This is a genomic window from Tomitella cavernea (assembly GCF_016599145.1).
GTDB lineage: Bacteria > Actinomycetota > Actinomycetes > Mycobacteriales > Mycobacteriaceae > Tomitella > Tomitella cavernae.
The window spans coordinates 21,656-40,888 of the sequence record NZ_JAENKO010000023.1 but is presented as its reverse complement, the minus strand read 5'-3'; the positions used below and the strand labels follow the sequence as shown (position 1 = coordinate 40,888).

Below are 19,233 nucleotides of genomic sequence, written 5' to 3'. Positions count from 1 at the left end.
TGCGCTGTCAGCCACGGGCACGCGTCTCCTCCCGGAATCCTGCCGGCGATCCGAGCCGCTGCCCGCCGTCGATCACCAATTCCTCGCCGGTGATCCACTGCGCCGCATCGGATGCCAGGAACGTCACGGCTCCCGCCACGTCGTCCGGCTCGCCGATGCGGTCCAGGGCCGTCGCCGACGACACCGCCTGCTCGTGCTCCTTCCACAGCGCCTCGGCGAGCCGCGTGCGCACCACGCCGGGGCACACGCAGTTCACGCGTACCCGCGGCGAGAGCTCCAGCGCCAGCTGCTTGGTCACGTGGATCAGCGCCGCCTTGGACGCGTTGTACATCCCGATGCCGGCCTCGTGGCCCATGCCGCCGATCGACGCCGTGTTGATCACCGACCCGCCGCGCTCGCGCATCGACGCGTCCATCACCAGCGACGTCCACAGGATGGGTGCCCACAGGTTGATGTCGAAGGTCTTGGCGAACCGTCCGTGGTCCTGCGCGATCAGCGGGCCGTAGGACGGGTTGGTGCCGGCGTTGTTGACGAGGATGTCGATGCCCCCGAACAGTTCCACCGTGCGCTGGACGCACGCGCGCGCCTCGTCCTCGTGCGCCACGTGGGCGGCGATGCCGACGGCCGTGCCGGGTCCTGCGACCTGCGCCGCCGCGGCGTCGGCCGCCTCCTGGGTGCGCGCGGTGAGCACCACGTTCGCGCCCGCGGCGGCCAGGTGCTGCGCCGTCGCGAGCCCGATGCCGCGCGAGGCCCCGGTGACCACCGCGGTGCTGCCGGACAGGTCCACTCCGGGGTGCGCCGTGCCCGCCATGGTCAGCGCCCCCCGGCGTTGCGGTGCTTGCGCAGCTCCTGGCGGGCGATGGCCCGCTTGTGCACCTCGTCGGGGCCGTCGGCCAGCCGCAGGGTGCGCACTCCGGCCCAGGTGCGCGCCAGCGGGAAGTCGTCGGTGACACCGCCGGCGCCGTGCACCTGCACCGCGCGGTCGAGCACCTTGAGCGCCATCTTCGGCGCCGCCACCTTGATGGCCGCGATCTCGGTGCGCGCCGCCTTGTTGCCCACCGTGTCCATCATGTCCGCGGCCTTGAGGGTGAGCAGCCGCACCATCTCGATCTCGATGCGCGCCTCGGCGATCCAGTCCTGGATGTTGGCGTTCTCGGCCACCGGCTTGCCGAATGTGACGCGGCTCAGCGCCCGCTCGCACAGCAGGTCCAAGGCGCGCTCGGCCATGCCGACCACGCGCATGCAGTGGTGGATGCGGCCGGGCCCCAGGCGCGCCTGGCTGATCGCGAAGCCCTCGCCCTCGCCCTTGAGGACGTCCTTGGCGGGCACCCGCACGTCCTGGAAGTCGATCTCGGCATGCCCCTCGCGGTCCTGGTACCCGTAGACGGGCAGCCCGCGCATGACGGTGACGCCGGGCGCGTCGATGGGGACGACCATCATCGACTGCTGGCGGTGCGTCTCCGCCGACGGGTCGGTCTTGCCCATGACGATCATGACCTTGCAGTTCTTGTGCAGGGCGTTGGACGCGAACCACTTGCGGCCGTTGAGGACGTAGACCGCGTCGTCGCCCTCGCCCTCGCGCACCATCGACAGCGCGATGTTGGTGGCGTCCGAGCTGGCCACCGCCGGCTCGGTCATGGCGAACGCCGACGCCATGGTCCCCTCGAGCAGCGGCTTCAGGTACTTTTCCTTGTGCTCCTCGGTGCCGAAGAGCTCGAGCACCTCCATGTTGCCGGTGTCGGGAGCGTTGCAGTTGCAGGCCTCGGGGGCGATGTGCGGGCTGCGGCCCATGATCTCCGCCAGCGGCGCGTACTCGAGGTTGGTCAGCGCCACTCCGGACGACGGGTGCGGGTGGAAGAGGTTCCACAGGCCCCGTCGGCGGGCCTCGGCCTTGAGCTCCTCCATGACCGGCGGCTGGAAGTGCGGGTCGCCGGACTCGCGCATCTGCTGCTCGTAGACGGGCTCGGCCGGGTAGACGTGGGCGTCCATGAAGTCGAGCAGTTCCTCGCGGAGTTGCTCGGTGCGTTCGGAGTATTCGAACATCGGGATCAGTGCTCCTGACTGGATTGCGTTCTGGCTGTTCGGGCCCCGGCGGTGGATCCTCAGTACGGCAGCGGCGGCAGGGAGATCGCGCCGGCCGCACGGGCGACCCGTCCGGCTTCCGTGGCCGGCGTCTCCCCCTCGGGGCGCGGCGGCAGCGGCGGGAACCGGGGCGCACGCCGCTCCAGGTGGCTCGCCACCCCCTCCGTCGAATCGGGCGAGTGGAATGCCTGCAGCATCAAAGGTTCCGCGCGTGCCGCGGCTCCGGGGTAGGCGCCGTCGACATCGCGGCGCAGCTGCCGCTTGATCGCGGCCATCGAGCGGGGTGAGCAGTGCGCGGCGAGGTCGGCGGCGTAGGAGACGGCGGCGGCGACCACCTCGGGCCCGGTCTCGCCCGCCAGGTGGTCGACCAGCCCGATCCGCCAGGCCTCCTCGGCCTCGACCATGCGGGCCGAGAGCAGCAGGTCGGCCGCCCGGCTGCGGCCCACCAGGTCCGTGAGCATCACGGTGGTGCCGTACTCGGCGATGAGCCCGCGCCGCGCGAACGCCGTGGTGAACCGGGCCGTGCGCGCCGCGAACCGCACGTCGAAATACAGCGCCTGCGCCAGCCCGAACCCGGCGACAGCCCCGTTGATGGCGCCGATCAACGGCTTGCGCAGCTGCCGGGCGGTGTCCCGCGCCCGCGGTTTGATGATGTCGTCGGCCGTGCGCTCGCCCGCGTGTCGGAGTCCGCCCAGATCGGCGCCGGAGCAGAAGCCGCGGCCGGCGCCCGTGACCACCACCGCCGCCACCGCGGGGTCCGCGTCGGCCGTCTCGAGCAGGTCCAGGTAGCGGTCCTCCATCGCGTTGTTCCACGCGTTGAGCTTGTCGGGACGGTTGAGGGTCAGCAGCAGGACCGCGCCGCGCAGCTCGGCGAGGACCGGAGCGTTCGGGGCCGACGCGTACACGTTCACAGAACCGCCCAGACCCGTATCACCCTGGCCCGCCTGCGTTTCCGACGCCGCCATCACGCATCCACCTCCAGCAGCGTGCGCTGGTAGCGGCGCATGCCGCGCAGCCACCGGTCGTAGTCGGCGCCCTTCTGCCGGTACATGTCCAGCACGCCCGGGTGCGGCAGGATGAGGAACCGCTCGTCCTCGACGGCCGCCATCGCTTCGGCGGCCACCGCCTCCGGGGCGAGGACGTCGCCGGCGCTGGTGACGGCGCGGGTCGCGGCTTCGCCCAGGCGGTCTCCCGAACGCTCGCCCTCGCGCAGCAGCGCCGTCTCGACGCCCATCGGGCACAGGCAGCTCACGCGGATTCCACTGTCTCCGTATGTGACCGAGAGCCACTCGGCGAAGGCCACCGCGGCGTGCTTGGCCACCGAGTAGCCGGCCGAGCCGATCTGCGTGAGCAGGCCGGCCGCCGAGGCGGTGGACACGAAGCAGCCCTCGCCGCGCTCGGCCCACTCCGGCACCAGCAGCTGCGCCGCGCGGATGTGCGCGCGCAGATTGACGTCCAGAGCCGTGTCCCACTGCTGCTCAGTGAGGTTCAGGCCCGTCCCGCCGGTGATTCCCGCGTTCGCGAAATACATGTCCACCGGGCCGAACTCGGCCTGCGCCCGCGCGATGAGGCGCTCGATCACCTCGGTACGGGCGACGTCACCGCCCTCTGCCACTGCGGATCCGGGATGTTCCGCGTTGATCGTCGCGGCCGCGCGCTCGGCCGCGGCCCCGTCGAGGTCCGCGACGACGACCCGCGCGCCGCGCGCCGCCAGCGCCTGCGCGACCGCGGAGCCGATACCGCCGCCGCCGCCGGTGACGATCGCCGTCTTTCCAGGGATCTGCACGTCGCCCTTCCCTCCTCGGCCGCAGCGATGTGCTCGCTGCTGTCTGCCGCACGGTCGCCGGCCCGTCGTGACCGGCATTACAGGGAAGTCTAATTGAAGTCGACGTCACCTTCAATACTTTGGCGTGACGAGGGACCGCCAGCGCGAACGCATTCCGGCCGCCGGGTCCACCTTTCAGGCCCGGCGCGGCTCCAGGCGCAGGGCGTTCGCCCACACGCGCGTGAGCGTGTCGACCAGCATGGCGAAGGCGGCGTCCTCGGCCGCAGCGCTGTCGGTTGCAGCACCGTCAGCCGCCTCGCCGTCGGACCCCGCCGCAAGGGCCGCGCCGGCGACCGATTCGAAACCCTCGCCGAAACCGATGACGCTGTAGGCGACGCGACTGACCATGCTCGACAGCGCACGGGAGGTGAGCATGGGGTCGAGGGCCGCGTCGGCGAGCCCGCGACGCTGCAGGTCGGCGATGTTGCGCGCGTTGCGGGCGATGAACACCTCGGCCCGCTGGCGCCGGTGCTCGCGGAAGTCGGCGTCGATGTTGGCGACCTGCTCCATGAGGACCATCAGCTCGGCATTGCGCCGGTACGACTCCAGGTATGCACGGTTGCTCGCCTCGAGCACCGCGTACGGGTCGTCCGGGTCGGCCACGCGGGCCATGCCGGGATGGAGCATGTCCTCCTGCGCCTCGTCGAGGACCGCCGTGAGGATCTCCTCCTTGCCGGAGAAGTAGGTGTAGAAGGTGCCCGTCGAGCATCGCGCCTCACGCGTGATGTCGGTGAGCCGCGTGTCCAGGTACCCGGCGCGCTCGAACACCGCGCGCGCCGCCGTCACCAACGCCGCGCGGGTGCGGGCCCCGCGCTCGGTGACCGGATACCGGCCGCCCGCCGACGAGGATCCGGAGGCGGTGCGGGTTCCGACTCCGGGGGCCGGGCGGTCTGCGTGCAGCGAGCGATTGCCTACCATGCCCCGTTTATACTTGAACATGACGTCAATTCCAAGAACGAGGGGCCGTGTCGGGTCGCGGCGGCGGGCCGCGTTCAGGTGATCGTCACGCCGCCGTCGACGGGGATCGTCTGCCCCACCACGTATCCGGCGGCGTCCGACGCCAGCCACACCGCCGTCGCCGCGAGCTCTGCGGGATCGCCGATGCGGCCCAGGACGATCCGCTGGTGCATCGCGTCGAGATAGCCGGGTTGGTAGGTGTCGGTCATCTCGGATGCGAAGAACCCGGGGGCGATGGCGTTGACGCGGATGCCCTTGCGCCCGCCCCACTGCTGGGCCAGGTCGCGGGTGAGCCCGATGACGCCCGCCTTGCTCGCCGAGTACGCGGCCTGCGGCAGCCCCGCCGTGGTCAGGCCGAGCACGCTGGAGATGTTGACGATGGCGCTGCCCGGCTCCATCACCCGCCCGCACGCCTGCGCCGCCCAGTACGAACCGGACAGGTTGATGTCGACGACGCGCCGGAACTCCTCGGGCGTCTCACGCGTGGCCGGGACGGCGGTGCCGATGCCCGCGTTGTTGACCAGCACGTCGATCCGCCCGAACTCCGCCGTCGCCGCGTCCGCCATCGCCTGGCAGGCGGCCGGGTCGGCCACGTCGGTGGCCACGCACAGCGCCGTGCGCCCCGCCGTGCGGACCAGCGCGGCGGTGTCCTCGAGCTTGTCGGCGCGCCGGGCGGCGAGCACCACGTCGGCGCCCGCCTCGGCGAATCCACGCGCGAACGCGACGCCGAGGCCCGACGACGCGCCGGTGACGATGGCGACGCGACCGTCCAGGCGGAACAGGTCGGGAACGGTCATGATGAGTGCTCCTCCGATGCGTGCGCGGATGCGATTGTTGCCAGGCTCACAGTATCCGCCGCGGGAGCGCGTCCCGTCTGCGGTGCCCGGTCGAAAGACGCATCCGGGGCCACTTTCGCGCAGCCCCTCGTCACTGCCGTGCGAGCCACTCGGCCAGCACCTGCGCACGGTCGTCGGGCCGTCGGCGCGGACAGCTCACGCACTTGCCCTCGCCGGGCGCCTGGTAGATCAGGCAGCACGAGCAGCGCCGTACCACCCGCCGGGCACCGCCGGGCACATCGGACGCCGGATCGACGGGGAGCACGGTGATGTCCTCGGCAGCCCCCGGCCCCTTGGAGCCGCACCCCGCGCTGAGGTCGGTGTAGCGCGGCGTCGGCATCGGCGTGTGCGCCGCCAGCCGCACTGCCAGCGCCCCGGCCTCGGCGATGCGTCCGGCCTCCCGCCCCGCGGCCAGCGCCTGGTTGGCCAGCGAGTCGGCCGCGATCGCCCACAACGCGCGTTCGGACGCGCCCGAGACCCGCGCCAGCGGTGCGATCACCCGCCCCAGCGCGGGGCCCAGCGCCCGGGCGAAGTCGTCGGCCCCGGACAGCAACCGTCCGGCCCGCACGGAGCGCAGGTAGCCGTGATCGGTGAGGGCGCAGGTGGCCCGGCCCGGTTCCGGGTCGGGTGCCACGCCCGCGGCCAGCAGCATCGCCGGCGCGGCGGCCGTCATCGTCACGCTCGCCGAATACCACCAGAGCGTGCCTGCCGTCCGATCGTCGGGGCACTCCCAGCGCCGCACGGTGTCGGCGACCCGGCGCGCCAGCCAGCCCTCGTCGCACAGGGCCGTGCCGGAGAACGCGTCGGCATCGTCGGAGTCGCCCGTGCGCTGCGCGAACCGTCCCATCAGTGCGGCCGCGGCCGCGTAGGCACCGCCGAGGTCCATGTCCGTCACAATCCCGCCTCCATCACAGTCCCGTCTCCATCGAGCCGCGCCCCGCCCTCCGCCAGCCCCCGCACGTCGAGCAGTCGCCGCCCGCCACCGTCGCGGACGGCGCCGTCGACGCCGAACACATCGGCGAGCAGCGCGGGCGTCAGCACGTCACCTGGCTGGCCGGACGCCCGCACCTCCCCGATGTCCAGCACGGTCAGCGCGTCGCAGTACTCGACGGCCCAACGCAGGTCGTGCAGCGTCACCACCACGGCCATGCCGTCGGCGGCAAGCGCCCGCAACAGCTCGAGCACAGTGAGCTGATGGCGCAGGTCCAGGTGGTTGGTGGGCTCGTCGAGCAGCAGCACCCGCGGACGTTGTGCCAGGGCGCGCGCGATCGATACGCGCTGGCGCTCGCCGCCGGAGAGGGCCGTGACGTCGCGCTCGGCGAAGCCGGTCAGGCCCACCTGAGCGACCGCGTCGTCGACGATCCGCTCGTCCTCGCCATCCATTGGCTCGAGCCAGCCGCGCAGCGCGGTGCGCCCCAGCCGCACCGATTCGTGCACCGTCAGCCCGCCCAGCGCGGGCGGCTCCTGAGTGCTCGCGCCGACGAGCCCGGCCAACGAGCGCCGACGCATCCGCCGCACGTCCTCGCCGCCCACCAGCACCGCACCCGCCGAGGGCTCGAGCGCCCGGTAGCAGCAGCGCAGCAGCGTCGTCTTGCCGCTGCCATTGGGGCCCACCAGGCCGTGCACCTCGCCCGGCGCCACCGTGATGCCCACGCCGCGGAGCACGTCTGCGCCGCCGAGGCGCGCCGTCACTCCGAGCGCTGTAAGCAGCACGGGAGCAGCACCGGTCGTCGTGGCCCGGGCCTCCGCCGCCCTCGACGCAGGTGTCTCCGCGGAAGTCATCGCGCCATCCCCCGTCGGCTGTACTGCCGCCACAGCATCGCCAGGAACACGGGCCCGCCGGCCATCGCCGTCACGACGCCTACCGGCAACTCGGTGGTGGGGCTGACGGTGCGGGCCACCACGTCGGCGAGCACCAGAACCAGCGCCCCGCCCAACGCCGCCACCGGCACGAGGCGGACGGCGTTGCGCCCCACAAGGAACCCGGCGGCATGCGGCACGAGCAGCCCGACGAATCCGATCGCCCCCGACACCGACACGGCCGCCGCGGTGAGCAGCGACACCGCCAGCAACACCAGCAGCCGGAAGCGCCGCACGTTCATGCCCAGCGCCGCCGCCCCGTCGTCGCCGGCATGCAGCAGGTTGAGCCACCGTCCGCTCGCCATCACGCCGCCGCCCACCAGGAGCACGGCCGCCGCAGGGACGGCGAGGGTGGGCCAGCGCGCGTCGCCGAACCCGCCCGCGAGCCAGCGCATGACGCTGCCCAGTGTGTGGTCGTCGCCCACCACCAGCACGAAGAACGTGATGAGGGCCGAGAAGACCATCGACATCGCCACACCCGCGAGGATCACCGCGGTGACATCGCGAGCCTTGGCGCTCACCGCGATCGTGCCGGCCAGCGGCAGCAACGCCCCGGCGAACGCGGCGGCCGGCAGCGTGAAGGCGCCCAGCGCTCCCGCCCCCAATCCGGTGACGATCACGAGCACCACCCCGAACCCGGCGCCCGATGAGATGCCCAGCAGGTAGGGGTCCGCCAGCGCGTTGCGGGTCACCGCCTGCGCCACCACACCCGCCACGGCCAGTGCGGCGCCTACGCAGGCGGCGGTGAGGGCTCGCGGCAGGCGCGAGTCGGCGACGATGGCCTCGCGTGCCGGGGTCCACCACGGCGCCCACGAGCCCGTCCACCACGACGACGGCGTGGCGGCATGCGCCACAATCGCCCACACGTCGCCGAACGGGATCGTCACCGAGCCCAGCGACACAGACGCGCCGAGCGAGACGAGCAGCGCGGCGGCCAGCGCCAGGCCGATGAGCACGGCGCGGCGCGAGGCGCGGCGGCCGGGGCCGGGCACGTCGCGCCCGGGTACGACCACCGTCTCCTGGTTCCGCCGCGGCACGGCGGCCCGGTCGTCATCGGCGGCCGCCGCCGTGGACGACGAAGCGGCTGGTGCGGTCATGACGCCCCTCACTCGTTGTCCGTGAACGCCTCGGGGTGCAGCCCCCGGGCGATCGTCTCCGCGGCCATCACCATGCGGGTGCTCTCGAACATGTTGCTCAGCGGCACCATCACGAACCGGTCGTTGCGCACGGCGGGCGTGGTCTGCATGATCGGCTGGTTCTTGAGGAAGTCGATCTTGCGGTCGCCGTCCGCCGTGCCGGTCATGTCGAAGTTGTCGACGACGATGGCGTCGGGTGCTCGATCGCCGACTGTCTCCCAGGTGGTCTTGTAGAACGGCTTGGACTGATCGGGCGCGATGTTCTCGGCCCGCGTGTACTGCGCGATGAGGTTGCCGATACCGGCGCTGCCGATGGTCGTGGGCTGCTCTTCGCCCATGTCGTAGAAGAACGTGCGCACCGGTTCCACGCCCGCCGCATCGAGGAGGCCGCTCACGGCATCGAGCCCGCCGACGATCCGATCGATCAGCGCCTGCGCCGCGGGTTCGACGCCCAGTACTCGGCCCAGGTCGGTGAAGTCGTCCTCCAGCACGCTGATGTCAGAGAAGCCGTCGCCACAGTATTCCGAGAACAGGAACGTCCGGATGCCGCTGCTCTCGAGCGCGTCGCGGCTCAGCCCGCTCTTGTCGGAGAACGCGCTGGACATGCCGGCCACGACGAAATCGGGTTGCAGATCGAGCACCTTCTCGGCGGGCGGGTACTCCTTCGACAGCGAGGGGATCTTCGCGAGCTGGCCGACGACCTCGGGCAGCGGGTCCTTCTGATCGTCCTGCGCCATGCCGACGATCCTGTCGCCCACGCCGAGCTGGATGAGGGTCTCGGTGACGTGCCGGTTCATACTGACGATCCGCTGCGGTGGGGCGTCGAAGGTCTCGGTGCGCCCGCAGTTTTCGATGGTCACAGGCTGGGCGAAGGGGACTGATGATGCGGTGTCGGTGGGGGCCTCCCCACGGGAGCATGCCGCGGCCGAGCCCAGGAGCGTTACGGCCAGGGCGACGCAGGCCGCACGGGCGGCGACGGTACGGCGGGTGCCGGCGTTGCGACGGGTCACCGGTCAGCCCTCGTTCGCGAAGGCGCTGGGGTGCAGGCCGCGGGCGATGGTGTCGGCGGCGCGCACCATGCGGGGGCTCTCGAACATGTCGGCGAGGGGCACCACGACGAACCGGTTGTTCTGCACTGCAGGAGTGGTGGCCATGATCGGCTGGCTCTTGAGGAAGTCGATCTTCTGCTGCGCCGTCTCGTCGCCGTAGTCGAAGACGACGACGGCCTCGGGCGCGCGTTCGCCCACCGTCTCCCAGCTGGTGGAGAAGTACGGCTTGGCTCTGTCCGGGGTGATGTTGCGGGCGCCCGCGTACTCGGCGATGACGCTGCCGACGCCGCGGGTGCCGATCGTCGTCGGCTGGTCAGTGCCCGAATCGTAGAAGAATGTGGGCACCGGAGCCGCCCCGCTCGCTTCGATGCGCGCGCGGACGCCGTCGAGGCCCGCGGTGATCGTGTCGATCACGTGCTGCGCCTGGTCGGGCGTGCCGAGCACCTCGCCGAGCTGCGTGAAGTCGTCGCGCAGCACGTCGAGGCCGGTGAAGCCGGCGCCGCAGTACTCGGAGAACAGGAACGTGGGGATGCCCGCGCCCTCCAGCGCGTCGCGGCCACGACCGTCCTTGTCGGAGAAGGCGCTGGTCATACCGCCCACCACCAGGTCGGGGCGCTGGTCGAGCACCTGCTCGGCGGTGGGGAACTTCGCCGAGAGCTGCGGGATGGCGTTGTAGGTGTCGGCGATCTCGGGCGCGGGGGGCGAATCGGGGTAGGCGTCGCCGACGATCCGGTCTCCGGCGCCCAGCGCGATGAGCGTCTCGGTGACGTGCCCGTTGAGCGTGATGATCCGCTGCGGCGGCGCGTCGAAGGTCTCGGTGCGGCCGCAGTTCTGCACGGACACCGGCTGCGCGAACGCGGTGGTGGCGGACCCAGCGGCAGGGACGGCAGAGGTGTCGGCATTGCCGGAGCCGCGGGTGCAGCCGGCCAGCGGCGCCGCGAGCATGAGTGCAGCCGCGGAGGCGGCGAGCAGGCGCCGGGCGGGAGCGCCGGAACGAACTCCGGGCCGGGTGTGGGGGAATCCTGGGCGGGCCAACCTCGGGCCTTTCGACGGGTGGCCCGGGGAGCGGTCGCGGTACGGCCCGGCGGCGCCGTACGCGCGGGGAGACCCCGGGCGCGGCGCGACGAGCCCACCGGACCCCTGCCCGCAGACCACGGCGGCACATGGGATCGCAACACGCAGGCGCGGGTGGTCGGGCTCGCCGCCGGGTGGCGGCCTACCGTTGCGGGTCAGCGCCGGACTCTCACCGGACTTCCCCCACGCGAGCGCGGATGATGCTGCCCGACATTATGCACAGGCACGGCGCGCACGCCGGAGGCGGGAGCGCCGCTTCCCCGGCCGCCTCGGCACGGATGTCGGTGACTGCCATCGTCAGGTCTCCCCGGCGCGCTGAAACGCTGCCGGTCACAACCACGCCGGATCGAGGTCCACCGTGGTGCGGTCGCGACTGGCGAGCAGATCGAACTGCGGGCCGGTACGCGGCAGCTCGTAGCGGTAGAAGTAGCGGGCGGCCGTGCGTTTGCCCTCGTAGAAGTCGCCGTCCTTGCCGCCTGTCGCCAGCAGCTGCTCCAACCACATCCACGCGATCACGACGTGCCCGGTCGCCTCCAGGTAGACCGACGAGTTCGCCAGCGCCACCTGCGCGGTGTCCTCGGCGCCACCGCCGGCCCACAGCGTGCCGGTGACCTCGGTGAGCCGCGCCACGGCCGCCGACAGCTCCTCGGCGTATCCGGCCGCGTCGCCGCCGGCCTGGCGGGCCCGTTCCGCGGTGGCCTCGATGGTCTGCGCCAGCAGTACCAGCCCGGCGCCGCCTTGCATGATCATCTTGCGCCCCAGCAGGTCCAGGCCCTGGATGCCGTGGGTGCCCTCGTGGATAGGGTTGAGCCGGTTGTCGCGGTAGTGCTGCTCCACGTCGTAATCGCGGGTGTACCCGTAACCGCCGTGCACTTGGATGGCCAGGCTGTTCGCGTGCAGGCACCACTGACTGGGCCAGCTCTTGGCGATCGGCGTGAGCACGTCCAGCAGTAGCGTGGTGCGGGCCCGTACCGCGTCGTCGTCCGCTGTCTTCTCCTGGTCGACGAGCATGGAACAGTACAGGCCCAGGGCCAGTGCGCCCTCGGCGTACGCCTTCTGCGCCAGCAGCATCCGCCGCACGTCGGCGTGCTCGACCAGTGCCACGGGCGGCGTGGACGGATCCTTCTCGCCGGGCCGGCGGCCCTGGGTGCGGATGCGCGCGTACTCCAGCGAGGTCTGGTAGCCGGCATAGCCGAGCGCGATCGCGCCGAAGCCCACCCCGATGCGCGCCTCGTTCATCATGTGGAACATGTAGACGAGGCCCTTGTTCTCCTCGCCCACCAGATAGCCCACAGCACCCGCCTTCCCGTCCACCGGATGCGTCCCGTCGCCGAAGGCCAGCAGCGTGTTGGTGGTGCCACGATTGCCCATCTTGTGGTTGAGCCCCACCAGAGTGACGTCGTTGCGCCCGCCGAGCGCGGCCTCGCCGCCGCGCTCGGCCGCCGTGCGCACGCCGCCATCCGGCACGTGCTTGGGCACGATGAACAGCGAGATCCCCTTGACGCCCGCGGGCGCGCCCGGCACCTTGGCCAGCACCAAGTGCACGATGTTCTCGGTCAGCTCGTGGTCGCCGCCGGAGATCCACATCTTGGTACCGGTGATCCGGTACCGCCCCGGCTCCGCGCCGTCGTCCTTGACCGCCTTGGTGGTCACGTCCGCCAGCGACGAGCCGGCCTGCGGCTCCGACAGGCACATGGTGCCGAACCAGCGCCCGGCGAGCATGGGCCGCACGAAGGTGTCCACCTGCGCCGGCGATCCGTGCGCCGCGATGAGGTTCGCGTTGCCGACGGTGAGGAACGGGTAGCCCGCCGTGGAGATGTTCGCCGCCTGGAACCAGGCCATCGCCGCGCGGGCGACGACCACCGGCAGCTGCATCCCGCCCAGTTCCCCGTCGAACGAGCCGGCGATGAGCCCGGCCTGGGAGAAAGCGTCGAGCGCCTTCTTCACCTCGGGGATCATCTCGACGGTGCCGTCGGGCAGCATGCGCGGCTCGTGCGCGTCGGACGCCTTGTTGTGCGGCGCGAACAGGCGCATCGCCAGGTCCTCGGACAGGTCCATGACGGCGTCGAACGTCTCGCGCGAATGTTCGGCGAAACGCTCGCGGGCCGTGAGGGATTCGACGTCCAGCCACTCGTAGAGCAGGAAGGCGAGGTCCTGACGGGACAGCGGGCGGGCGGGGGATCCGGTCATGGTTGCTCCAGGGTTGTCGAACGTTCGGGGCGGGGCCGCCAGAGCGTCCGGGCGCCAGGCCGCCGGGCGGTCATCAGGTGGCGGGGACGACGACGCTGACCATCTTGACGACACACGCGGGCTTGTCGCCGCCCTCGCGCTCGACGGTCACCCGCGTCACCGCCTGGCCCCCTGACCGGAGGGCTCCACCGCGAGCAGCTCCACGTCCGTCCGCACGCGCGAGCCCGCGGGCACGGTGGACGGGAAGCGCAGCCGGTTGGCCCGGTAGTTGATGCCCATCGCGATGCCCTCGACCGCGTAGACCTCCCCGGCCAGCATGGGAACCAGACTCAGGGTGAGGAATCCGTGCGCGATAGTGGTGCCGAAAGGCCCCTGCGCCGCCTTCTCCTGGTCCACGTGGATCCACTGGTGATCGCCCGTGGCCTCGGCGAAGGTGTCGATCTGCTCCTGGGTGACCGTGTGCCACTCGGAGTACCCCAGCCGCCGCCGAGGCCGCGGGGATGCCGTCGAAGATCCTCATACCTTGGGCCCTCCCGCCACGTATAGCACCTGGCCGGAGACGTATCCGGCGCCTTCACTCGCGAAGAACGACACCGCGTGCGCGATGTCCGCCGGCACGCCGGTGCGCGCCACCGGGATCTCCTTGGCCATGTGCGCCTTGAACTCGTCGAAGGGCGCCCCGATGCGCTCGGCCGTCGCCATCGTCATCTCGGTCTCGATGAACCCGGGGGCGATGGCGTTGGCCGTCACCCCGAACTTGCCCAGCTCCAGCGCGAGCGTCTTGGTGAAGCCCTGCATGCCGGCCTTCGCCGCCGCGTAGTTGGCCTGGCCGCGGTTGCCCAGCGCCGAGGTGCTGGACAGGTTGACGATGCGCCCCCAGCCGGCCTGGGTCATGTGCGCCTGCGCCGCCCTCGACATGAGGAACGCCCCGCGCAGGTGCACGGCCAGCACCGCGTCCCAATCGGCGACGCTCATCTTGAACAGCAGGTTGTCGCGGATGATGCCGGCGTTGTTGACCAGGATCGTCGGCGCGCCCAGCTCGGCGGCCACCCTTTCGACGGCGGCGGTGGCGGCGGCCTCGTCGGAGACGTCGGCCCCCACTGCCAGCGCGCGGCCGCCCGCGGATTCGATCCGCCCGGCCACCGGGCGGCAGGCCGCCTCGTCCAGGTCGAGCACCGCGACGGCGTGCCCGTCCGCTGCGAGCCGTTCGGCCACACCGGCGCCGATGCCGCGCGCTGCGCCCGTGACGATGGCGATTCTGGAATCGTTCATGCAGATCCTCCTGTGGGGCCGCTCCACGCCCCGTTGTGGGGACCGGGACAGATGACCGCGATTCCGGACGCAAAGCCGGATTGCAGGTTACTAAGCGCTTGCTTAGACTCATCGTGACGCACGACACGGGGCGCGTCAAGAGTCGACCGCGCCTCCGGGCCGGATGGGGAGCCGCGATGAACAACGACGAGCACACCGGGGCCACCGGGCAGGGGGACAGGGCGGTGCACGGAGGCGGTACGGGCCCCGAACCCGACCGCGCCGCGGCCACCCGGGACAGGCTCGCCGAGGCCGCCACCGCCGCATTCGCGGAGAAGGGGTTCGCGGGCACCACCACCCGCGACATCGCGGCCGCCGCCGGCATGAGCCCGGCCGCGCTGTACGTGCACCACCGATCCAAAGAGGAGTTGCTCTACGTCATCTCCAGGGCAGGCCACCGGGAGGCGCTGCACACCGTGCGCTCGGCCGCGGCCTCCTCGGACGACCCCGCCACCGCTCTGCGCACGCTGGTGCACGACTACGCCCTGCAGCACGCCCGCGGCAGCACCCGCGCGCGCATCGTCAACTACGAGTTGGGATCCCTCACGCCCGAACACTTCACGGAGATCCGCGAGATGCGACGGGACATCGAACACGAGGTCCGCACCCTGGTGGCGCGGGGCATCACGGCGGGCGTCTTCGACACGCCCGACCGTGATTTCGCCGCCCTGGCCCTGCTGTCGCTGGGCATCGACATCGCCCGCTGGTACCGCCCGCACGGCCGGTGGAGCCCGGAGACGGTGGCACGCGGCTACGCCGACATGGCACTGCGCATCGTCGGCTGCACGGATACGCGGCAGACCCGATCAGGAAAGGACGCGGCGACGCGATGAGCGACCAGGACACCCCGGCGGGCCGCGAGCTCAGCCTGAGCCCGCACGTCACGCAGCTGCGCGGGCCCCGCGGCGGCAAGTATCCGGCCGGCAATCCGCTGCGGGTGACGGCGGGCGACACCACCGTCATCATCGACTCCACCTTCGGCACCGACGTCTCCGCGTGCGACCTGCTGTTGCTCAGCCACTACCACGAGGACCACGTCGTAGGCGCCGGCGCGCACCGCGGACAGGTCGCCGTGCACGTGCGCGACGCCGAGGCCGTGCGCTCGTGGGACGAGTTCCGCGCGGCTCTCGGCGTGGAGCCGGGCGGCTGGGAGCACGACATGGTCGAGGAGTTCTCCTGGTCGGCACTCCCGGACGCGACCGCGTTCGGCGACGGTGCCGTCTTCGAGGTGGGCGGCGGCGTGACGATCCGCGTCGTGCCGCTGCCCGGTCACACCGCCGGGCACTGCGGGTTCATGATCGAGCCCGACGGGGTGCTGTACCTGGCGGACGTGGATATGTCGTCGTTCGGGCCCATGTACGGCGACGCCGGCTCCAGCCTGGCCGACACGCGCGCGACGCTCGCCGCGTGCGCCGCAATGGAGGCCGCGGTGTACGCGCCGTACCACCACAAGGGCCCGTACACCGACCGCGACGATTACCAGGCCGCCCTCGCCGCGCACTCCGCCGTGCTGGACCAGCGCGAGCGGCGGCTGCTGGACCTGGTGGCCCAGGGCCACGCCACGGCCGATGCGCTGGTTGGGCGCGGCGTGATCTTCCGGCCCGGCCCGCGGCCCGTCTACGCCGACGCGGTGGAACGCACGATGTGCGCCGACCACCTGGCCGAGCTCACGCGCCGCGGAGTGCTGGGCGTGTAGCGGGCACGCGCCGCCGCGGGCGCACCCGCATCCGGGTAGTGACGCAACTCTCACTACGCGCTATTGTTGAAGTTGTCGTCAACTTCAACTCGGCCCGTCGGCCGCGCCGTCGACGCGCTCCCGGGTCCGTCCTCCGAAAGGTGACCATGCCCAACGTCATCGACCCCGTCCGCCGCCACGCCGCGGACAGCCCGGACAAGACCGTCGTGCGCGAGGGCGCCACCGACTGGAGTTACGGACGGCTGTATGCGGCCGCCCTCGCCTACGGTGCGGCGCTGCGCCGCGACGGCATCACCACCGGCGACAGGGTCCTCCTGGCCGCGCCCACCACACCCGAGTTCATCGTCGCCTACCTGGGCATCCAGGCGGTGGGCGCCATCGCGGTGCCGGTCAACACGATGTCCACGGCCGCCGAGGTGGAGTACTACTTGTCCGATTCCAGCGCGACGCTGGCCGTGGGCTGGCACGGGCTGGGCCCGGCCGTCGCCGACGGCGCCGGCACCGCGGGCGTGCCGTACCGGGCGCTGCCGTCAATGGACCCCGCCGCCGCGCAAAAAACGGCCACAAGTACGGATATCGACGTGGTGGACCGCGAAGCCGACGACACCTGCGCCATCCTCTACACCTCGGGCACCACCGGCCGTCCCAAGGGCGCCCAGATCACGGTGGACAACCTGCTGGCGGCGGGCGAGATCGGCGCACACGGCGCCCGCGGCGGGGCCGACGACCGCACTGGCACCGGGCTGCCGCTGTTCCACGTGTTCGGGCAGGCGTCGGTGATGATGGCGACCTTCTGCGGCGGCGGCATGCTGTCGCTGCTGCCGCGTTTCGACCCGGTGGCGATGATCAAGATGCTGCGGCGCGACAAGCTCACCATCATGTGCGGCGTGCCCACCATGTGGAACGCCATGCTGCACGCCGCCTCCGACGCCTCGCCCGCGGATTTCGCGAGTCTGCGCGTCGCCGTCTCCGGTGGGGCCTCACTTCCGGGTGAAGTGGCCCGGGCGTTCGAGGCGAAGTTCGGCTGCACCCTCCTCGAGGGCTACGGGCTCACCGAGACGGCCGCCATCGCCACGTTCAACGACATCGACAAGGGGGGCAAGATCGGTTCCGTCGGCGCGCCCATGACCCGCATGGCGGTGGAGATCCGCGACCCCATCGAGGGCCACGCGTGCCCGCCCGGCGAGGTGGGCGAGGTGTTCGTCCAGGGCCCCACCGTCACCACCGGGTACTGGAACCGCCCCGACGCGACCGAGGCCGCACTGCGCGACGGCTGGTTCCGCACCGGCGACCTGGGCGTGCTCGACGACGAGGGCGACCTGCGCATCGTCGACCGGCTCAAGGACCTCGTCATCCGCGGCGGCTACAACGTGTACCCGGGCGAGGTGGAGGAGGTGCTCTACGCGCACCCCGACGTGGTGGAGGCGGCCGTGGTCGGCGTGCCCGACGACCACTACGGCGAGGAGGTGGCGGCGCTCATCGTCGTCCGCCCCGGATCCTGCGCCGACGCGGACGCGATCGATGCCTGGTGCTGGGAGCGGCTGTCCGCCTACAAGGTTCCGCGGCTCGTCCGGTTCACCGACTCGCTGCCCAAGGGGGCGACGGGCAAGATCCTCAAACGCGCCATCGATCGCGCCGGGCTGCGGGGGCCGACGCACGAGCGTACGGACCGGGCATAGGGCCGACCTGCCAATTCACCCGCCGATTCGCACTGCATTCCACTGGACTCGACACGCAATCTGATCACTCCGATCGGAATCGATCCTCAGCAGACAGAACATCGACACGCGTGACCTGTCCGCATCCGAAACGCTATCGAAAGCAGAAGGAGAAGCCACGATGACTGAGTCGACTTCCGCAGTACAGGGCGCCTGTGCAGGGCGATTCGAACCGGTACGCGCCGCACTGGAAGAAAACCTCCGCCAGGGCACCGAGCTGGGAGCGTCGATCTTCGTCGACATCGACGGGGAGCGGGTCGTGGACCTGTGGGGCGGATACCGCAACGCGAAACGCACCCTGCCATGGGAGGAGAATACGATCGTCAATGTCTGGTCGACCACCAAGACCGTCACCTGCCTTGCTGCGCTGATGCTGGTCGACCGCGGATTGATCGATCTGAACGCACCGGTGAGCAGATACTGGCCGGAGTTTGCCGCCAACGGCAAAGAGAAGGTGGAGGTCCGGCATTTCCTCGCGCACACATCGGGGGTGTCCGGCTGGGAGCAACCGTTCACGACCGAAGACATGTACGACTGGGAGTCCGCCGTCACGCTTCTCGCCACACAGGCTCCCTGGTGGGAACCTGGTACCGCATCCGGCTATCACGCGCACAACCAAGGCCACCTGATCGGGGAGATCATCCGCCGGGTCACCGGGAAGTCCCTCAAAGAGTTCGTCGCCACCGAGATCTCCGGTCCACTCGGAGCGGATTTCCAGATTGGCGCCAGTGACCGCGACCGCGGACGCGTCGCGGAGATCGTGCCACCACCGCCGCTGCCATTGGAACTCGACACGCTCGATGCGGACAGCCCCATGCTCAAAACGTTCACCGGACCGCCCGCCAATGCTGAGGCCGCCAACACGGATGCGTGGCGCCGAGCGGATATGGGGGCACTCAATGGCCATGGAAACGCGCGTTCTGTCGCGCGGATCATGTCGGCGATCACATCGGGAGGGACTGTCGACGGGAATCGGTTGCTGTCGCAATCCACGATCGATCTGATCTTCGACGAGCAGTCGAACGGCACCGACCTGGTCCTCGGCATGCCCCTGCGCCGCGGCATCGGATACGCCCTCCCGCTTCCGGAAACCATCCCGTTCATCCCGGAGGGGAAGATCTGCTTCTGGGGAGGCTGGGGCGGATCCCAGATCGTCATGGATCTGGACCGCCGGGTGACGTTCTCCTACATGATGAACAAGATGGGCCCCGGGATTCTGGGCTCGGATAGGACCGAGCAATACATCGACACGTTCTACAGAATACTGAACGAAGCATGAGGGGGGCGGCGTCATGTGTTCGTAGCAACAGCACAGGCGTTGAAGAGAGGCAAGGCGGGTAGGGAGACGGCGGCTGACGATGGGCGACCGGTCCCGCCGTGAAGCCCAACTGACGCGTCACGCCGACATCGTCGGCCGAATCGTCCAGCTCGGCGCGATCCATCCCCAACGCCGCCATCCACCACATGATGACGTTCATCGGCTGCCATCCGATCGACGA

The 19,233-nt window shown here is 71.1% G+C and carries 17 protein-coding genes and 1 pseudogene; 4 read left to right on the top strand and 14 right to left on the bottom strand.

Features of this window, described 5'->3' with window-relative positions; all coding sequences use genetic code 11:
- Positions 1-7: 7 nt before the first annotated feature.
- The 14 genes and pseudogenes from JJ683_RS09675 to JJ683_RS09610 form a co-directional block, all read right to left on the bottom strand.
- Entirely contained in the window at positions 8-811 is an 804-nt protein-coding gene (locus JJ683_RS09675; RefSeq protein ID WP_200173561.1) for an SDR family oxidoreductase, read from the bottom strand.
- 2 nt (positions 812-813) lie between these two features.
- On the bottom strand, positions 814-2,043 hold the full coding sequence (locus JJ683_RS09670; protein ID WP_207280117.1) for an acyl-CoA dehydrogenase family protein: 1,230 nt from the start codon (positions 2,041-2,043) through the stop codon (positions 814-816).
- Positions 2,044-2,102: 59 nt separating this feature from the next.
- Positions 2,103-3,047, bottom strand: coding sequence for an enoyl-CoA hydratase-related protein (locus JJ683_RS09665; RefSeq protein WP_200173559.1), 945 nt, complete (start codon positions 3,045-3,047; stop codon positions 2,103-2,105).
- A complete protein-coding gene (locus tag JJ683_RS09660) occupies positions 3,047-3,868 on the bottom strand; it encodes an SDR family NAD(P)-dependent oxidoreductase (RefSeq protein WP_200173557.1) in 822 nt (273 codons plus the stop codon). The genes JJ683_RS09665 and JJ683_RS09660 overlap by 1 nt, the downstream gene beginning before the upstream one ends.
- A 174-nt stretch (positions 3,869-4,042) precedes the next feature.
- Positions 4,043-4,825, bottom strand: a complete 783-nt coding sequence (locus tag JJ683_RS09655; protein WP_200173554.1) for a TetR/AcrR family transcriptional regulator — start codon at positions 4,823-4,825, stop codon at positions 4,043-4,045.
- A gap of 74 nt (positions 4,826-4,899) precedes the next feature.
- Positions 4,900-5,661 carry an SDR family NAD(P)-dependent oxidoreductase gene (locus JJ683_RS09650; protein WP_200173552.1) on the bottom strand — a complete coding sequence of 254 codons (762 nt, stop codon included), beginning with the start codon at positions 5,659-5,661 and terminating at the stop codon, positions 4,900-4,902.
- 130 nt (positions 5,662-5,791) lie between these two features.
- The gene (locus JJ683_RS09645; protein ID WP_200173597.1) at positions 5,792-6,586 is read right to left on the bottom strand and encodes a (2Fe-2S)-binding protein; all 795 of its coding nucleotides are present in this window, start codon (positions 6,584-6,586) and stop codon (positions 5,792-5,794) included.
- Between the two features lie 5 nt (positions 6,587-6,591).
- A complete protein-coding gene (locus JJ683_RS09640; protein ID WP_200173550.1) occupies positions 6,592-7,482 on the bottom strand; it encodes an ABC transporter ATP-binding protein in 891 nt (296 codons plus the stop codon).
- A complete protein-coding gene (locus JJ683_RS09635; RefSeq protein WP_200173547.1) occupies positions 7,479-8,657 on the bottom strand; it encodes a FecCD family ABC transporter permease in 1,179 nt (392 codons plus the stop codon). The genes JJ683_RS09640 and JJ683_RS09635 overlap by 4 nt, the downstream gene beginning before the upstream one ends.
- 8 nt (positions 8,658-8,665) lie before the next feature.
- Complete coding sequence (locus tag JJ683_RS09630) at positions 8,666-9,706, bottom strand: ABC transporter substrate-binding protein (RefSeq protein ID WP_307810812.1); 1,041 nt, start codon at positions 9,704-9,706, stop codon at positions 8,666-8,668.
- A 3-nt stretch (positions 9,707-9,709) separates the two neighbouring features.
- A complete protein-coding gene (locus tag JJ683_RS09625) occupies positions 9,710-10,690 on the bottom strand; it encodes an ABC transporter substrate-binding protein (protein ID WP_200173545.1) in 981 nt (326 codons plus the stop codon).
- A 459-nt stretch (positions 10,691-11,149) separates the two neighbouring features.
- On the bottom strand, positions 11,150-13,009 hold the full coding sequence (locus JJ683_RS09620; protein WP_200173543.1) for an acyl-CoA dehydrogenase: 1,860 nt from the start codon (positions 13,007-13,009) through the stop codon (positions 11,150-11,152).
- A 73-nt stretch (positions 13,010-13,082) separates the two neighbouring features.
- Positions 13,083-13,489: pseudogene (locus JJ683_RS09615) on the bottom strand (MaoC family dehydratase).
- A 36-nt stretch (positions 13,490-13,525) separates the two neighbouring features.
- Entirely contained in the window at positions 13,526-14,281 is a 756-nt protein-coding gene (locus JJ683_RS09610; protein ID WP_200173540.1) for an SDR family oxidoreductase, read from the bottom strand.
- A gap of 176 nt (positions 14,282-14,457) precedes the next feature.
- Between JJ683_RS09610 and JJ683_RS09605 the strand changes: the two genes are divergently transcribed.
- The 4 genes from JJ683_RS09605 to JJ683_RS09590 all read left to right on the top strand — a co-directional run bounded on the left by JJ683_RS09605 (position 14,458) and on the right by JJ683_RS09590 (position 19,013).
- Entirely contained in the window at positions 14,458-15,153 is a 696-nt protein-coding gene (locus JJ683_RS09605; protein WP_200173538.1) for a TetR-type transcription factor C-terminal domain-containing protein, read from the top strand.
- Positions 15,150-16,016 (top strand): MBL fold metallo-hydrolase, encoded by an 867-nt coding sequence (locus JJ683_RS09600; protein ID WP_200173535.1) that lies wholly within the window; start codon positions 15,150-15,152, stop codon positions 16,014-16,016. Before JJ683_RS09605 ends, JJ683_RS09600 begins: the two co-directional genes overlap by 4 nt.
- A 146-nt stretch (positions 16,017-16,162) precedes the next feature.
- The gene (locus tag JJ683_RS09595) at positions 16,163-17,695 is read left to right on the top strand and encodes an AMP-binding protein (RefSeq protein ID WP_200173533.1); all 1,533 of its coding nucleotides are present in this window, start codon (positions 16,163-16,165) and stop codon (positions 17,693-17,695) included.
- Between the two features lie 160 nt (positions 17,696-17,855).
- On the top strand, positions 17,856-19,013 hold the full coding sequence (locus JJ683_RS09590; protein ID WP_200173531.1) for a serine hydrolase domain-containing protein: 1,158 nt from the start codon (positions 17,856-17,858) through the stop codon (positions 19,011-19,013).
- The last annotated feature ends 220 nt before the right edge of the window (positions 19,014-19,233 follow it).

Coding starts and splice junctions, on each gene's coding strand:
- JJ683_RS09675 (WP_200173561.1), bottom strand. CDS start 811: ATGGCGGGCACGGCGCACCCCGGAGTGGACCTGTCCGGCAGCACCGCG.
- JJ683_RS09670 (WP_207280117.1), bottom strand. CDS start 2,043: ATGTTCGAATACTCCGAACGCACCGAGCAACTCCGCGAGGAACTGCTC.
- JJ683_RS09665 (WP_200173559.1), bottom strand. CDS start 3,047: ATGGCGGCGTCGGAAACGCAGGCGGGCCAGGGTGATACGGGTCTGGGC.
- JJ683_RS09655 (WP_200173554.1), bottom strand. CDS start 4,825: ATGGTAGGCAATCGCTCGCTGCACGCAGACCGCCCGGCCCCCGGAGTC.
- JJ683_RS09650 (WP_200173552.1), bottom strand. CDS start 5,661: ATGACCGTTCCCGACCTGTTCCGCCTGGACGGTCGCGTCGCCATCGTC.
- JJ683_RS09645 (WP_200173597.1), bottom strand. CDS start 6,586: ATGGACCTCGGCGGTGCCTACGCGGCCGCGGCCGCACTGATGGGACGG.
- JJ683_RS09640 (WP_200173550.1), bottom strand. CDS start 7,482: ATGACTTCCGCGGAGACACCTGCGTCGAGGGCGGCGGAGGCCCGGGCC.
- JJ683_RS09635 (WP_200173547.1), bottom strand. CDS start 8,657: ATGACCGCACCAGCCGCTTCGTCGTCCACGGCGGCGGCCGCCGATGAC.
- JJ683_RS09625 (WP_200173545.1), bottom strand. CDS start 10,690: ATGCTCGCGGCGCCGCTGGCCGGCTGCACCCGCGGCTCCGGCAATGCC.
- JJ683_RS09620 (WP_200173543.1), bottom strand. CDS start 13,009: ATGACCGGATCCCCCGCCCGCCCGCTGTCCCGTCAGGACCTCGCCTTC.
- JJ683_RS09610 (WP_200173540.1), bottom strand. CDS start 14,281: ATGAACGATTCCAGAATCGCCATCGTCACGGGCGCAGCGCGCGGCATC.
- JJ683_RS09605 (WP_200173538.1), top strand. CDS start 14,458: ATGAACAACGACGAGCACACCGGGGCCACCGGGCAGGGGGACAGGGCG.
- JJ683_RS09600 (WP_200173535.1), top strand. CDS start 15,150: ATGAGCGACCAGGACACCCCGGCGGGCCGCGAGCTCAGCCTGAGCCCG.
- JJ683_RS09595 (WP_200173533.1), top strand. CDS start 16,163: ATGCCCAACGTCATCGACCCCGTCCGCCGCCACGCCGCGGACAGCCCG.
- JJ683_RS09590 (WP_200173531.1), top strand. CDS start 17,856: ATGACTGAGTCGACTTCCGCAGTACAGGGCGCCTGTGCAGGGCGATTC.